Source organism: Brevundimonas sp., assembly GCF_046295075.1.
Lineage (GTDB): Bacteria > Pseudomonadota > Alphaproteobacteria > Caulobacterales > Caulobacteraceae > Brevundimonas.
The window spans coordinates 376,593-391,642 of record NZ_JBKBOC010000001.1 but is presented as its reverse complement, the minus strand read 5'-3'; the positions used below and the strand labels follow the sequence as shown (position 1 = coordinate 391,642).

Here is a 15,050-nt window from a genome sequence, read left to right as displayed (position 1 = left end):
CCGGCGAAAGCCGGGACCCAGTGCTTTGGGCGCCTAGACGTGACCTGTCTGGCGGCCTGTCGATCCCAGACACCCTGCTTCGCGAAAGGACTGGGTCCCGGCTTTCGCCGGGATGAGCGGCTATTTCCGTAGTCGTTCCAGAAGTTCAGCCGCGAAGCTGGACAGCGTGTCGTCGCGCGCCCCCATGACGATGATGCGGTCTCCCGGCTGAGCGATCTCGATGATCCGGTCGCCGCACGCCGCGCGCGTCGCAAGCGCCTCGGCCCGACGCCCGGCGGCGCGGACGCCGGAGGCGATGTCCTCCGACCCGACGCTGCGGTCGGTGGTGCCGCCGTAATAGACAGGCTCGGGCATCAGCAGGACGTCGTCCTCGCGCATCAGGCCGGCGAAGCCGTCGATGAACTCCGACTTCATCAGCTTCAGCGGGCCGAACCCGTGCGGCTGGAACAGGATCAGCAGACGCCCGTCGAAGGCGTGCAGGGTCTTCAGCGTGGCGGCGATCTTGTCCGGGTTGTGCGCGAAGTCGTCGATGACGGTGATGTCGTTAACGGTCCCGACCACCTCCATGCGGCGTCGGATGCCGGCGAAGCTCTCCAGCGCCTTGACCGCCTCGCTCGTCGGCACGCCCAACGCCCGAGTCGCGCCCAGCGCCGCCAGCGCATTGGCGACGTTGTGGGCGCCGGGAACGTTCAGGATGACGTCGTGCTCGCTCCAGCCCTCGATCAGGCGGAACTTCATGCCGGCGGGCAGGGGCGTCAGATCGTGGGCGGACAGGTCGGCCTTTTCCTCGCCCAGGCCGAAGGTGATGGCCTTGCCGGCGGGCAGCGTCTGGGCCAAAGCCGCCGTCTCGGGGTTGTCGAGGTTCAGTACGGCCGTCGTCGCGCGGGCGGTGAAGCCGCCGAACAGGTCGCGCAGCTCCTCCATCGACTTGTGGTCCAGCGAGATGTTGGAGACCACGGCGACCGTCGGGTCATAGCCGGCGATGGAGCCGTCGCTCTCGTCCACCTCCGACACGAACAGGTCCGGTCCGCCGATCAGGGCGCTAGCGAACGGATGATCCGCGTCGGCGAAGTTCTTCATCACCGCCCCGTTCATGACGGTGGGGTTGCGACCCGTCTGATGCAGGATCCAGGCGATCATGCCGGTAATGGTGGACTTGCCGCTGGTGCCCGCCACGCCGACCGAGGTCGGGGCGGCGTTGAAGATTTCGCTGAGCAACTGGGGGCGGGTCTTTATGATCGCGCCAGCGCGTTTCGCCGCCCCGATGTCGGGCACGGTGTCTTCGATGGCGCCGGTGGCGATCACGGTCTGATCGGCGCGCGTCACGCCCGACCCGTCCTGGGGATGCAGGGTGACGCCGTGGGCGCGCAGCCAGTCGAACTTTTCGGGAGTGCGGCCCTGATCCAGCGCACGGTCGGAGCCTTCGATCGCGGCGCCGCGCGCCTGAACGATCATGGCCAGGGGCAGCATGCCCGACCCGCCGATGCCGCAGAAGAAATAGGAGGCGTCTTGGTTCATGCCCCCTTAGAACAGGGGATCGGGCCGATCCGCCAGTGGGGATCGCAAAAACGACGAAGAAGGCGCGCGTGGCGACCAATAGCTTCAAGATCGGCGTCGTCTGCGCCAGTTCGCGGTTCTCGAAGGAACGCGCCGAGGCGGTCGAGGCCTGGATGGCGCAGAACCATCCGGACCGCGATGTGGCGGTGGTGTTTCACCCCGCCTGCTTCCTGAAACACGGCCATTTCGCCGGCGACGACCGGGCGCGGGCCGACGCCTTCGTCGAGTTCGCCAACGACCCGCGCATCGACGCCATCTGGTTCGCACGCGGCGGCTATGGCTCGTGCCGCATCGCCGATGCGGTGATCCCGCGCCTGGACGCCACAGCCCGCAAGAAGCGCTATATGGGCTATTCCGACGCGGGCAGCCTGCTGGCCGGGATGTACAAGGCCGGTTTCGAACATCTGGCCCACGGCCCGATGGCGTCCGATTCAGTGCGCGACGACGCGACGGCGCGCGGCGCCCTGTCCTGGCTGACCACCGGGCGGACCGACTGGATCGAGCCTTCGCTGGCGACCGATCCGCGACCGGCCGTGGCCTTCAATCTCACCATCCTGAACGAGCTGACCGGCACGCCGCTGGAGCCGGATCTGTCCGGTCACGTCCTGATGCTGGAGGAGGTTTCGGAGGCCGCCTACCGGATCGACCGGATGATGTTTCATTTGACGAGTCAGGCGAGCATCCGCCGTGTGGCCGGGATTCGCCTGGGGCGTGTTTCGGATGTCACGCCAAACGATCCCGATTTCGGACAGACCCCGGAGGAGATCGTTCGATACTGGTGCCTGAGGTCGGGCATACCCTTCCTCGGAAGCGCCGATATCGGGCATGACGGCGCCAATAAGGTCGTGCCTTTCGGTCGCCCCTGAGGCGAACGGCGCGCGGCGCAAAAGACACAGTCTCGCCACGATCCGCCGACGGAAACCGGTACCCCCCTCGACAGAACGCCGGTCCTGACTTCAGATGCCGGTCCGCGAGGCGTTAGGACTTCGTTAGCCAAGGCGTTGGGGGACGCCAAGGTTTACGCCTTCTGCGATGCGGCGGTTCGTTCGGATATCGGGGGATGCCCGGACGAGCCGCCTGATCGTGTTTTGCGACATCGGTTAAACTGTTGCGACCGATATTGGCGTTGGCAGATCTTATCCTCGATATTACCCACAGCGCGAATCAGGATCGGGGACACTGGCGATAAGGCTGGTTTTCGACATTCACTTTCGCGCTAAGCGAAGGCTTGTGCTCGTGTGCGCTTTGACGACCGTTTCATCGATGAACTGAAGGCTCGCCTTCGCCCGTCCGACGTCATCGGGCGGACGGTGAAGCTTAAGCGTCAGGGACGGGAATACGCCGGGCTATCGCCCTTTTCGAAAGAGAAGTCGCCGTCGTTTTTCGTCAACGACGACAAGGGGTTCTTCCATGACTTCTCCTCCGGCAAGCATGGCGACATCATCTCTTTCCTTCAGGAAACGGAGCGCCTGAGCTTCGTTGAAGCTGTCCAGCGACTGGCTGCTGAGGCTGGGATGCAGCTTCCCGCAGAAGATCCCAAGGAAGCCGAGCGCGAGCAGAAGCGGGCGGGCCTGTCGGACTGGATGGACCTGGCCCAGAAATGGTTCGCCGCCAATCTGCGCCGCACGCCCGGCAAGGCGGTGCGTGAGTATCTGGAAAAGCGCGGACTGCCCGAGGATCAGTGGGAGCGGTTTGGGCTTGGCTATGCTCCCAACGACCGCGAGGGACTGAAGCAAGCCCTTATTCATCGAGGCGCCAAGCCATCCGAGCTGGTCGAGGCTGGGCTGCTGATTTCGCCGGAAAGCGGCGGCCAACCGTATGATCGGTTCCGCGATCGGCTGATGTTCCCGATCCTGGACGGGCGGGGACGGATCGTCAGCTTCGGTGGTCGGGCGATGAACCCCGACGACCGGGCCAAATATCTGAACGGCCCCGAGAGCCCGCTCTTCCACAAGGGCGCGACGCTCTACGGCCTGCCCGAGGCGCGGCGCATCCTGGGGGCGGAGAGCAAGAACGACCAGGCCATCATCGTGGTCGAAGGATACATGGACGTCATCGCCTGCCAGCGCGCGGGCCTGCCGGCCGTGGCTCCGATGGGCACGGCTCTGACCGAGGAGCAGATGGCGCTGTTGTGGCGGGTCAGCGCAGAACCCATCCTTTGTTTTGATGGCGACCCAGCTGGGCAGAGGGCGGCTTTCCGTTCGGTCGAGCGTGCTTTGCCGCTTCTAAAGCCAGAGCGCAGCTTCCGCTTCGTGACCCTGACCGGCGGGCAAGATCCGGATGACATGCTACGGGAAAAAGGGGCGCCGGCATTGCGTGAAGCAATGACTGTAACCACGCCGTTTTCCCGAATGCTGCTCGACCGGGAGATGGCCGAGGTCGGCGGTCTAGATACCCCGGAAAAGAAGGCTGGCCTGCTGGTGAGGTTGCGAAAAGCAGCCGCAACGATTGCCGACCCAGACTTGTCGCGGACCTATAAGGACTATCTGGTCGCCGCTTTCTACGACCATGTGCGTCCCTCGCCCCAAAGAATTAAGGAAGCGAACCGAGACCTCCGCTGGGACCGCAAGGCTCGATCGATGGCGCCGATCATGGATGTCACGCCAGAGGCGCGCGCAGCAGCAATCACATTGGCGCGGGCCCCGCGTCCGGTCTTGGCCGCCATTGTGGAAGGTCTGATCGCTCATCCCGACACGGTCAATGAACGTGGCGAGACCTTAGCGACCCAAAGCTTCGGTGATGTCGGCCTGGATCGTCTGATCAGCGACCTAGTTCGCCTGACATATGAGGCGCAGGCGATGAGCAACGGCCTGCTTCGATCGCGACTGCTGGCCATGGGACACGAAGAAACGCTCAGAAGGATCGACCGTACGGCGGCCATCGCTCATGCTCCCTTTTTGGATAGCGCAGCATCACTGGAAGTCGCTTCGGCTGGATTGAGCCGTGCGGTGGATGTCCTCTTGCAGTCTATGGCGTTGAGCCGAGCGATGAATGAGATGAAAACTGAGCAAAGCTTCGATAGCCAGGCGTTCGCCGGCCTGAAAGGACAGCGCGATGCGTTGGATCGGTTCATCACCAGCGGTGAAATCTGGACAGACCAAGCCCCTGTGCACTGACAAGTGGTTGGGCGTCGGTGCCGTATTGATGTAAGCTAGCCGCTATGGACGGTTCTCAACCTGTCAGGATCACGCGCGACGGCGACCATCAGGTTGTCCATCTGCCCAGCGGCGTCTCCGTTCCGGCGGATGCGGTGGTTCGTCAGGAAGGCGGGCGGCTGATCATCGAACAAGCCGGGCCTGCCTTGGGATCGGTCGAACGACTGCTCGCCGTGCTGGCGACGATGGACCCGATCGAAGAGCGACTCGATCCGATCGATGACCCTCTGCCTGAGCCGGTCGATCTTTGAGCGGCTATATGCTGGACACAAATGCGGTGTCGGACCTGATGTACGATCCAATCGGTCCGGTGGGACAGCGCATGGCCGTTGTCGGCACGGGCGACATAGCCGTCAGCCGGATCGTCGTCGCCGAGTTGCGGTTTGGCGTCGCCAAGTCTGGCTCGGCGCGCCTGGCCGCTCAGTTGGACAGGGTGCTGTCCGGCTTGGCCGTCAAGGCATGGGATGCGCCCGCCGATCAGGTTTACGGCGACATCCGCGCCGATTTACACAAGCGTGGCCAGCCTATCGGCGGCAACGATCTGCTGATCGCCGCGCATGCCTTGGCGCTCGACTGCATTCTCGTCACCGACAATGAGCGCGAGTTCTCGCGGGTGCCCGGTCTGCGGGTCGAGAACTGGTTGCGACGCGATTGATCCTTGCGCGGCTTGACTCTGCCGCCCTGCGACGCCATCTGGCGCAATCGGGTCATGATGCCTTAGTGCGCGAGGTCGAGAAGGCGGCGGCAAAGTCCGGCGCGCCTTTCCTGGCCGCAAATGCGCCCCTCGCCGAGGCAAGGATCCGATGGTCGCAGGCGTTCGACGCTTCAACACGCGTAGCCGCGTTGGAGGACGCCTTGGCCCATGCACGTGATGTGCCTGGGCAGGATGAGGCGTTTCGCCGGCTTAAGGCCGAGCGGGATGCGCTTCGCCGTGCGATCAAAGCCGGGACGATTTGGGAAGACAGCGCGGGTACGTAACCTTACGGCCCGCCAGGCATTGTATTTTTCGTCGGGGCGGATTGATCACCCCCTCCGGCTGGAGACAGACTGACTATGAACGCACAGACCGAGACGCAGGAAACCGAGGCTTCGACCGATGGGCCCCTGCTCGATCTGACCGACGCCGGCGTCAAGAAGTTCATCAAACAGGCCAAGGCTAGAGGCTATGTGACGATGGAGGAGCTGAACAAGGTTCTGCCGTCCGAAGAAGTCACGCCTGACGCCATTGAAGACACCCTGGCCATGTTGTCCGAGATGGGCGTCAACGTCGTCGAGGCCGAGGAGGACGCGCAGGAGCAGCAGTCCACCGACGTCGCCGCCGCCGCCGGAACCGCCGTCGCCGAGGCGCCCGCCAAGGCCGCCTATGACCGCACCGATGACCCGGTGCGGATGTATCTGCGCGAGATGGGCTCGGTCGAACTGCTGAGCCGCGAGGGCGAAATCGCCATCGCCAAGCGGATCGAGGCCGGCCGCGACGCCATGATCTCGGGTCTGTGCGAAAGCGCCCTGACCTTCGAGGCCATCATGGTCTGGCGCGACGAGCTGGAGAACAACCGCATCCTGCTGCGCGAGGTCATCGACCTGGACGCCACCTATGGCGTGTTGAACCCCTCGTCCCTGCCCGGCGCGGTCCAGCCCGAGGCCGAAGAGGCGGAAGAGACCGAGGAAAAACCGGCGGCCGAGGCCAAGCCTGAAACCGACGACGATGATGACGACGACGATTTCGACGACGGCGGCGGTATGTCGATCTCGGCGCTGGAAGCCGAGTTGCGCGATGGGGTGATGGAGGTCCTGAACCTGATCGCCGCCGACTTCGGCGCGTTCCGGGCGTTGCAGGACAAGCTCGTCCAGACCCGCCTGAAGGGCGAGGTGCTGAGCGCCAAGGACGAGAAGGCCTATCGCGCCCTGACGCTGTCCATCTCGGACCGTCTGAAGACGATGAAGCTGAACAACAACCGCATCGAGGCCTTGGTCGAGCAGCTTTATGCGATCAACAAGCGCCTGATCGGTCTGGAAGGCCGTCTGTTGCGCCTGGCCGACAGCTACGGCATCTCGCGGCCTGAGTTCCTCAAGGCCTATTTCGGCGCCGAGCTGGACCCGACCTGGACCGAACGGATCAAGGACCAGGGCGTGCGCTGGACCAAGTTCAGCGACAATGAAGCCACACAGATCGCCACCATCCGCGCCGACGTCGCCGCCGTGGCCCTAGAAGCCGGCCTGCCGATCGACGACTATCGCCGCATCGTCCAGACCGTCCAGAAGGGCGAACGCGAAGCCCGCCAGGCCAAGAAGGAAATGGTCGAGGCCAACCTGCGCCTCGTCATCTCCATCGCCAAGAAATACACCAACCGCGGCCTGCAGTTCCTGGACCTGATCCAGGAGGGCAACATCGGTTTGATGAAGGCGGTCGACAAGTTCGAATACCGTCGCGGCTACAAGTTCTCGACCTACGCCACCTGGTGGATCCGTCAGGCGATCACCCGCTCGATCGCCGACCAGGCGCGGACCATCCGCATCCCGGTCCACATGATCGAGACGATCAACAAGATCGTCCGCACCAGCCGCCAGATGCTGCACGAGATCGGCCGCGAACCGACCCCGGAAGAACTGGCCGAAAAACTGGCCATGCCGCTGGAGAAGGTCCGCAAGGTCCTGAAGATCGCCAAGGAGCCGATCAGTCTCGAAACGCCCATCGGCGACGAGGAAGACAGCCACCTGGGCGACTTCATCGAGGACAAGAACGCCATCTTGCCCATCGATGCGGCCATCCAGTCCAACCTGCGCGAGACCACGACCCGCGTACTGGCCTCGCTGACGCCGCGCGAGGAGCGGGTGCTGCGCATGCGTTTCGGCATCGGCATGAACACCGACCATACGCTGGAAGAAGTCGGCCAGCAGTTCTCGGTGACCCGCGAACGGATCCGTCAGATCGAGGCCAAGGCGCTTCGCAAGCTGAAGCACCCGAGCCGGTCGCGCAAACTGCGGTCCTTCCTGGACAGCTAAGACGATCAGGGGCGGCTCCGACGGGGCCGCCCTTTTTCATTGCGGAACGTCATGGGCCGAAAGCACGTCAACCTCGGCACGGCGCCCTCCAAGGCCGACCTGCCGCAAAAGGTCTGCGCCGCCTGCGGGCTGCCGTTCGCGTGGCGCAAGAAGTGGGCGCGGGACTGGGCGCAGGTGCGGTTCTGCTCGGACCGGTGCCGGGCCAAGGGCGCGGCTGAAGATCGGCGGTAGATGGCTCTCCGCCTCGTGACCGCGCGCGATCAGGGAATCAGATAAGCGTCCTGGCGATGTTTGCCGTGTCCCGCGCCTCACCCTTCCTGATCGCCCTCAGCGTCGTGCTCATCCTGAGCGGCTGCGTGCGGCGGCCGCCCGAGCCGTTGCGGCCGTCACCCTATCCGTCGCGCACCGAGGCGCCGCTGGTCGGCGGCTTGGTGGACCGGGCCATCGACGGGGGCACGCAAGGCGCGGTGGTGCGCGAGGGGCGGGACCTGGGCCGGTGCTTGGCCGAGCTGAACGCCGCGCGCGTGCGGTTCAGCCCCGTTCCGGATCGTCAGAACACCGCGACCTGCGGCCTGAGCCAGGGCGGGGTGCTGGGCGCCGATCTGGGCACGGTGGCGCGCATGGCGCCGGGCGATGTGGAGATGACCTGCCAGACCGCGCTGGCCCTGAGCATCTGGCGGCGTCAGTCGCTGGAGCCGGCGGCGCGCGAGATTCTGGGGTCGGACGTGGTCCAGATCGACCACATGGGCGCCTACGCCTGTCGCAACGTGAACAACGGCGTCGGCTCGAACCGTGTCAGCGCCCATTCCCAGGCGGCGGCGCTGGACTTCGCCGGGGTGCGGCTGAGGGACGGGCGGCGGATCACGGTGACCAACGGCTGGAACGGCGACACGGCCGAGGCGCGCTTCCTGCGCCGCATCCGCGACGACGCCTGCCGTATCTTCGGCACGACGCTGAGCCCCGACTACAACGCCGTTCACTATGACCATCTGCACCTGGAGGCGACCGACACGCGGTTCTGTCGCTAGAGTAATCGGCGCTTGAGTTGATGTGCGCCTGGAAGGCGTTCATCACAACGGGCACGACGAAGTCACAGCGTACACGACGGAACCGAACGCGCGTCGGCTCGCAACTCATGTCCAGGCCGTCGATCGATTTAAGGCTTCGCCGCCGCAGGCCATAAGCCTTTGCCGAGCCGGCAAGGCTCCGTCGTGTTCTCCGTGGCCTCGTTGTGATCGCTGTGATGAACCTTATTCTGAACTGCGCTGATGAGGCGGCCGGTCCAACTCAGCCGCTGGATATCCTAGCCGAAACCGGACAAGCGCAACGGTTTCGCCGGAGGCGGATTACGCCCCTATGCGCGGTGAACTGAAGACCTATCAGGCCAAGCGCCGGTTCGGCGAAACGCCCGAGCCGAAGGGCGCCAAGGGCGGCCGTGCCAAGGGCGGCTTTCGCTATCTGATTCAGCGCCATGCTGCGACGCGGCTGCATTACGACTTCCGCATCGAGGCGGACGGGGTGCTGAAATCCTGGGCCGTGACCAAGGCGCCGTCGCGCGACACGGCGGTCAAGCGGCTGGCGGTCGAGGTCGAGGATCATCCGCTGGATTACGGATCGTTCGAGGGGACCATCCCCGACGGCAACTATGGCGCCGGCACGGTGCAGATGTGGGACGTCGGAACCTGGGAGCCGCAGGAGCCGGACCTGGAGGCGGCCTGGGCCAAGGGCCAGATCAAGATGATCCTTCACGGCGAAAGGCTGAAGGGCAAATGGGCGCTGATCCGGCTGAAGAGCGACCGGGGCAAGCCGTCCAAGCGCAACAACTGGCTGCTGCTGAAGGAGAAGGACGACTTCGCGGTGGCGGGCGAGGGGGATGCGCTGGCCGAGATCGACGCTTCGGTGACGACTGGGCGGTCGCTGGCCGAGATCGCGGACGGGACGAAAGAGTGGACAGCGTCCAAGCCGACGGGGCGCAAGGGGCCGGCCAAACCCAGGCCGTCCAAGGCGGCGGCGAGGGCCGCCAAGCCGCCGGCCTTTGTGCCGATCCAGCTGTGCAAGGTGACCGATCATCCGCCGGGCGGGACGGGGTGGGCGCACGAGATCAAGTTCGACGGGTACCGCATCCAGATCGGCGTGGGGGGCGGTCGCGCGGTGCTGAGGACGCGCAAGGGTCTGGACTGGAGCGACCGGTTCCCCGACCTGGCGGCGGACGCGGCGACCTGGCCCGATGCGGTGATCGACGGGGAGCTGTGCGCGCTGGACGACGATCACATGCCGGATTTCGGGGCGCTGCAGGCCGCGATCTCGGACGAGAAGACAGGGGGGCTGGTCTATTTCGCCTTCGACCTGCTGTTCGAGGGGGCGGAGGATTTGCGCAAGCTGCCGCTGTCGCATCGCAAGGCGCGGCTGCAGGCCTATGTGGACCGGATCGGGAAGGCTGGCGCAACGCGGCTGCGCTACGTCGAGCATTTCGCCTCGACCGGGCAGGCGGTGCTGGAGAGCGCCTGTCGGATGGATCTGGAAGGGGTGATCTCCAAAAAGTTGGACGCGCCCTATCACGCGGGGCGGTCCTCGACCTGGCTGAAGTCCAAATGCCGGGGGCGCGACGAGGTGGTGATCGGCGGCTGGTCGTCGGAGGGCGGAACGCGGTTTCGGTCCCTGCTGGTCGGGGTCAAGGAAAAGAGCGGTCTGCGCTATCTGGGCCGGGTTGGGACCGGCTATGGCGAGGCGGTGACCAAAACGCTGGTTCCGGCGCTGAAGGGCGTGGCGGCGGACAGGTCGCCCTTTTCCGGGGCGGGCGCGCCCAAGGCGGCCAAGGACATCCACTGGGTCAAGCCGGTGCTGGTCGCCGAGGTCGAGCATGGCGGATACACCGAATCCGGCTCGCTGCGGCAGGCGGCGTTCAAGGGCCTGCGCGAGGACAAGACGGCCGCCGAGGTGACGCAACCGCCGCAACCGCCGACCGAGATAGGCGAGGCCGACAAGAAGGCGACCACGACGGTGCGGTCGGCGGCAAAGCCCGGCAAGGTCGTGGTGGCGGGAGTGACGATCTCCAGCCCCGACAAGGTGCTGTGGCCCGCCGTGGGCGACCGGCCGGCGATCACCAAGGCAGATCTGGCGCGCTATTACGAGGCGGCGGCCGAGCGCATCCTGCCCCATGTGGCGGACCGGCCGACCTCGATCATTCGGGCGCCCGAGGGGATCGGCGGCGAGACCTTCTTCCAGCGCCACGCCATGGCGGGCTCGAACCCGCGCCTGAAACTGATCGACGTCAAGGCGCGCACGCCCTATGTCGCCGCCGTCGATGTGGGCGGCCTGGTCGCCATCGCCCAATCGGGCGGGCTGGAGCTGCATCCCTGGGGCTGTGCGCCCGGTGAGCCGGAAATCCCGGACCAGATCACCTTCGACCTGGACCCCGACGAGGGACTGGATTTCGCCGACGTGATCGCGGCGGCGAAGGTGGTGAAGGCGAAGATCGAGGGGCTGGGTCTGGCGGCCTTCGTGAAGACGACCGGGGGCAAGGGGCTGCACGTCGTCGCGCCAATCAAGACCGACGCCCGCTCGCGCGTCACCTGGGACCAGAACAAGGCCTTCGCCAAGGCGGTGGCCGAGGCCATCCGCGCCGAGGCGCCGGAGCGGTTCACCACGACCCTGGCCAAGAAGGCGCGGGGCGGAAAGATCTTCATCGACTATCTGCGCAACGGTCGGATGGCGACGGCGGTCGCGCCCTGGTCGCCGCGCGCGCGGCCGGGGGCGGGGATCGCGTTCCCTCTGTCGTGGGGGCAGGTGAGGGCGGGGCTGGACCCGGCCGTGTTCAATATGTGGACCTATGAGGCCTTGCTGAAGAAGCCCGATCCGTGGGCCGACTTCCGCGCCTCGGCGGTCAGCCTGAAGCCGGCGTTGAAGGCGATGGGGGTGTAGATTTTGGGGCTTTGTCGAAATTTATAACCCGCTCATCCCGGCGAAAGCCGGGACCCAGTCCTTTCGCATCGCATGTGCGTCGGATGACCACCGGCCTCTATCTCAGGGAACTTGCGCCCAAAGAACTGGGTCCCGGCTTTCGCCGGGATGAGCGGATGTGAAATGCATTAGGCGGCGGTCTTCTTCTTCGGCCCAGCCTTCTTGGCGGCCGGTTTCTTCGCGCCGGACGCCGAACCCTTCAGACTGTTGCGCAGCGCCGCCATAAGGTCGATGACGTTGGTGTCGTCCGGTTCGGCGACATCGACCACGCCCTTACCGCCCTTGGACTTGGCCTTGATCATGGCGCGCAGGGCGTCGTCATAGCCGTCCTTGAAGTCGGACGGATCGAAGTCCGCCTCCTTCTGGCCGATGATGCGGGCGGCGATCTCGACCATGTCTGGGTCGGCCTTCACCGTCGGGATATCGTCGAAATAGTCGTCGGAGTCGCGCACCTCGTCATGGGCGCGCAGGGTGTAGGCGATCAGGCCCTTGCCCCGGACCTCCAGCGCCAGCTGACGTTCCTTGCCGCGCAGGACCAGGCAGCCCAGGGCGACCTTGCCCTGTTTCTTCATGGCGTCGCGGATGACGGCGAAGGCCTCGACGCCCGCGCCCTTTTCGGGGACGACGAAGAAGGGATCGTCCCAGTACAGCCGGTCGATCTCGGTATCGTCGACGAACTTGTCGATGGATATGGTCTTGGTGCTTTCCAGCTTCACCTTGTCGAAATCGGCGTCGTCGAACAGGACGTATTCGTCCTTGGACACCTCATAGCCGCGCACCAGATCGCTGCGCTCGACCGGGCCGGTGTCGGGGTCGGTCGGCACCATGCGGATGCGGTTGTTGGTGTCGGGATTGATCAGGTGAAACCGCACGTCGTTCGTGCTGGTCGTCGCCGTGTAGAGGGCCACCGGACAGGTGACCAGCGACAGCTTCAGATGTCCTTGCCAGGTGGGGCGAGCGGCCATGTCGTTTCTCCTCGATCCATGACAATGCGTCAGGGCGATTTGCGTTCGGACACGGCCGCCCTACGTCAGAGCCTTGCGTCAGGCCTTGCCGTCGAAGACGACGTCGAAACCGCCCCACATCATGCGCTTGCCGTCGAAGGGCATGTCCATGTTCGCAAAGTCGGGATCGTCCTGCATCTTGCCGAAACAGGCGTCGGCCGCAGCACGGTCGGGCCAGGTCACCCAGGAAAAGACGACCACCTCGCCGTCCTCCAGCTTCACCGCCATGGGAAAGCTGGTCAGCTTGCCGTCGGGCACGTCCTCGCCCCAGGCCTCGACCTGGGACAGGGCGCCGTATTTCTGGAACAGGGGCCAGGAGGCCTCGGCGGACTTGACGTAGCGCGCCTTGTCCTCGGATTTCACGGGCGTCAGGAAGCCGGTCACATAGGTCATAGGTCGTCTCCTTTGGGTAAGCGTGTTCAGAGGGCGGCGGCGAAGGTCTCGGGGCCAGCGGAGGCGGCCGCCGGGTCCATCCACATGACCTCCCAGATATGGCCGTCCGGGTCCGCGTAGCTGCGGCCGTACATGAAGCCGTAGTCCTGGGTCGCGTTGGGATCGGTCCGGCCGCCGGCGCCGCCGACCTGATCTACGACTGTATCGACCGCCTCGCGGCTGGCCTGCGACAGGCACAGCATGACCTGGGCCGAGGCGTGGGCGTCGGGGATCTGGCGGTCGGTGAAGGTGCGCCATTTGTCGTGGGTCAGCAGCATGACGTGGATCACGTCGGACACCACCATGCAGGCGGCCGTGTCGTCGCTGAACTTCGGGTTCTTCGTCGCGCCGACGGCTTCGTAGAAGGCGATGGATTTGGACAGGTCGGCGACGGGCAGGTTGATGAAAATCAGCTGGGACACGGCGTTTCCTCTTCCTTGTTCGTTTGCGAAACCTGCCCTCGATGATTATGATAGTCAACCATGAAGTTAGAAAAAGTAACCGAAAAGGCCGGACGCAAATATCACGACGCCTGTGGGGCGGCGCATGGGCTGGATTTGATCGGCGAGCGCTGGGCGCTGCTGGTCATCCGCGAACTGATGATGGGGCCGCGCCGGTTCGGAGACCTGAGGAAGGATCTGCACGGCATCTCGGCCAATGTGCTGACCCAGCGGCTGGAGGGGCTGGAAGCGTCGGGCATTCTGCGGCGCAGGAAGCTGCCGCCGCCCGCCTCGGTCCAGGTCTATGAGCTGACGGACTGGGGTTACGAGATCAAGCCGGTCTTCATGGTGCTGGGCGGCTGGGCGGCGCGCTCGCCGCTGCACGATCCGACCCTGCCGCTCAGCGCGGTGTCGATCATGCAGTCGTTCGAGACGATGTTCGACTCGGCCCTGGCCGGCGATGCGGCCATGAGTGTGGGCTTTATCTTCGGCGACGAGCCCTTCGTCGTTCGCATCGAAGGCGGGGTCATCACGACGCGCCGCGACGCGACCGACGCCGCCGATGTCGTGCTGACGACCCAGCCGCCGCTGGTCGCCGCCTGCGTCTATGGCAAGGTTCCGGCGGCTGCGTTCGAGGCGGACGGGATGATGACCCTGACCGGCGACCGGGCCGTGTTCGACCGGTTCGTGGGTTTCTTCAATCTACCGGAGAAGGTGGGATGATCTCGCAGTCGAAACGAGCGCAATAGCGAGTACGAACCTTGGCAGCCGCCGCGAGCGGATCGAACAGGTCCACCATCGATTGTCCCATTTGATCCTCATTCGGCATCATCGTCGAAGGTGGTCGCCCTTGAGTCATTGCTTCCATGTCTTGAATAGAAAGGGTGCGCGCGAAGAGGGTGGCTAGGATGTCTTGCATCTGCTCAGGCGAGGGCATTTCCTCGCGGAACCATTCTTCGATCAAGTCGCGCCGATCCGGTGGTGCGTCGATTTCAGGCATGAACGGCATAGGGGATGCCGCTACCACACCCTTAGCCAGTTCCTGGGCGACCGCCATCGCCTCGGGGCTGGGGTTGGGGCCTGTCCAAACCGGCCGAGGCGATTCGGATGGGCGCTGCGCCATGAAGGGGACGCGAACTCTAAATGTGGCGCGATCCGCATTGTCGTGCACAGTCGGGTTCAGCCGTCCGCGCTGTATGATCTCAATCGCTCGGTCGCCGAATCCGAGACCCGTCGGGGATTCCGACCGCGCCGCGCAGGCCTCGGGCACGCCTTGTTCCGTCGCCGAACATTCGACAGTGACCATGCCGTCGATTCCCAGCAGCACCGCAAGAGGTGGGAAATCGTCCTCGGTTGCGGTGGGCGGCGTCCGCCACGATACCGGGGTCTCTTGAGCGAAGCTGGTCGATGACGAGGTTGCGGATAAAAACAAGGCGACAGCCGTCGCCGTCAACACCACACGCATCACGACCCCCGAAAGCTTTCCCTAGCGTGTCCCA

General features: G+C 65.1%; 15 protein-coding genes. 10 read left to right on the top strand and 5 right to left on the bottom strand.

Features of this window, described 5'->3' with window-relative positions; genetic code table 11:
• Positions 1-120: 120 nt before the first annotated feature.
• Positions 121-1,518 (bottom strand): UDP-N-acetylmuramate--L-alanine ligase, encoded by a 1,398-nt coding sequence (gene murC, locus ACK4MH_RS01960; RefSeq protein ID WP_409713945.1) that lies wholly within the window; start codon positions 1,516-1,518, stop codon positions 121-123.
• A gap of 68 nt (positions 1,519-1,586) precedes the next feature.
• Between murC and ACK4MH_RS01955 the strand changes: the two genes are divergently transcribed.
• The 9 genes from ACK4MH_RS01955 to ligD all read left to right on the top strand — a co-directional run bounded on the left by ACK4MH_RS01955 (position 1,587) and on the right by ligD (position 11,636).
• Positions 1,587-2,423 (top strand): LD-carboxypeptidase, encoded by an 837-nt coding sequence (locus tag ACK4MH_RS01955; RefSeq protein WP_409713942.1) that lies wholly within the window; start codon positions 1,587-1,589, stop codon positions 2,421-2,423.
• A 372-nt stretch (positions 2,424-2,795) separates the two neighbouring features.
• On the top strand, positions 2,796-4,673 hold the full coding sequence (gene dnaG / locus ACK4MH_RS01950; protein ID WP_409713939.1) for a DNA primase: 1,878 nt from the start codon (positions 2,796-2,798) through the stop codon (positions 4,671-4,673).
• A gap of 44 nt (positions 4,674-4,717) precedes the next feature.
• A complete protein-coding gene (locus ACK4MH_RS01945; protein WP_409713936.1) occupies positions 4,718-4,963 on the top strand; it encodes a hypothetical protein in 246 nt (81 codons plus the stop codon).
• An 8-nt stretch (positions 4,964-4,971) separates the two neighbouring features.
• Positions 4,972-5,367, top strand: coding sequence for a type II toxin-antitoxin system VapC family toxin (locus ACK4MH_RS01940; protein WP_409713933.1), 396 nt, complete (start codon positions 4,972-4,974; stop codon positions 5,365-5,367).
• 65 nt (positions 5,368-5,432) lie between these two features.
• Positions 5,433-5,690 (top strand): hypothetical protein, encoded by a 258-nt coding sequence (locus tag ACK4MH_RS01935; protein WP_409713930.1) that lies wholly within the window; start codon positions 5,433-5,435, stop codon positions 5,688-5,690.
• A gap of 75 nt (positions 5,691-5,765) precedes the next feature.
• Complete coding sequence (gene rpoD / locus ACK4MH_RS01930; protein ID WP_135193654.1) at positions 5,766-7,715, top strand: RNA polymerase sigma factor RpoD; 1,950 nt, start codon at positions 5,766-5,768, stop codon at positions 7,713-7,715.
• A 51-nt stretch (positions 7,716-7,766) separates the two neighbouring features.
• Positions 7,767-7,946 (top strand): DUF2256 domain-containing protein, encoded by a 180-nt coding sequence (locus tag ACK4MH_RS01925; RefSeq protein ID WP_409713927.1) that lies wholly within the window; start codon positions 7,767-7,769, stop codon positions 7,944-7,946.
• Positions 7,947-8,011: 65 nt separating this feature from the next.
• Positions 8,012-8,743 (top strand): extensin family protein, encoded by a 732-nt coding sequence (locus tag ACK4MH_RS01920; RefSeq protein ID WP_409713924.1) that lies wholly within the window; start codon positions 8,012-8,014, stop codon positions 8,741-8,743.
• A 328-nt stretch (positions 8,744-9,071) separates the two neighbouring features.
• On the top strand, positions 9,072-11,636 hold the full coding sequence (ligD, locus tag ACK4MH_RS01915; protein ID WP_409713921.1) for a DNA ligase D: 2,565 nt from the start codon (positions 9,072-9,074) through the stop codon (positions 11,634-11,636).
• A gap of 167 nt (positions 11,637-11,803) precedes the next feature.
• Here ligD and ACK4MH_RS01910 read toward each other — a convergent pair whose 3' ends face one another.
• The 3 genes from ACK4MH_RS01910 to ACK4MH_RS01900 form a co-directional block, all read right to left on the bottom strand.
• Positions 11,804-12,640, bottom strand: a complete 837-nt coding sequence (locus tag ACK4MH_RS01910; RefSeq protein ID WP_409713918.1) for a Ku protein — start codon at positions 12,638-12,640, stop codon at positions 11,804-11,806.
• Positions 12,641-12,718: 78 nt separating this feature from the next.
• The gene (locus ACK4MH_RS01905; RefSeq protein ID WP_409713915.1) at positions 12,719-13,072 is read right to left on the bottom strand and encodes a DUF1428 domain-containing protein; all 354 of its coding nucleotides are present in this window, start codon (positions 13,070-13,072) and stop codon (positions 12,719-12,721) included.
• A gap of 26 nt (positions 13,073-13,098) precedes the next feature.
• Positions 13,099-13,533 (bottom strand): VOC family protein, encoded by a 435-nt coding sequence (locus ACK4MH_RS01900; RefSeq protein WP_409713912.1) that lies wholly within the window; start codon positions 13,531-13,533, stop codon positions 13,099-13,101.
• A gap of 60 nt (positions 13,534-13,593) precedes the next feature.
• Between ACK4MH_RS01900 and ACK4MH_RS01895 the strand changes: the two genes are divergently transcribed.
• On the top strand, positions 13,594-14,274 hold the full coding sequence (locus ACK4MH_RS01895; RefSeq protein ID WP_409713909.1) for a winged helix-turn-helix transcriptional regulator: 681 nt from the start codon (positions 13,594-13,596) through the stop codon (positions 14,272-14,274).
• On the opposite strand, the gene ACK4MH_RS01890 is transcribed toward ACK4MH_RS01895, so the two are convergent.
• Positions 14,249-15,016, bottom strand: a complete 768-nt coding sequence (locus ACK4MH_RS01890) for an energy transducer TonB (RefSeq protein ID WP_409713906.1) — start codon at positions 15,014-15,016, stop codon at positions 14,249-14,251. The genes ACK4MH_RS01895 and ACK4MH_RS01890 overlap by 26 nt on opposite strands.
• Between the last annotated feature and the right edge of the window lie 34 nt (positions 15,017-15,050).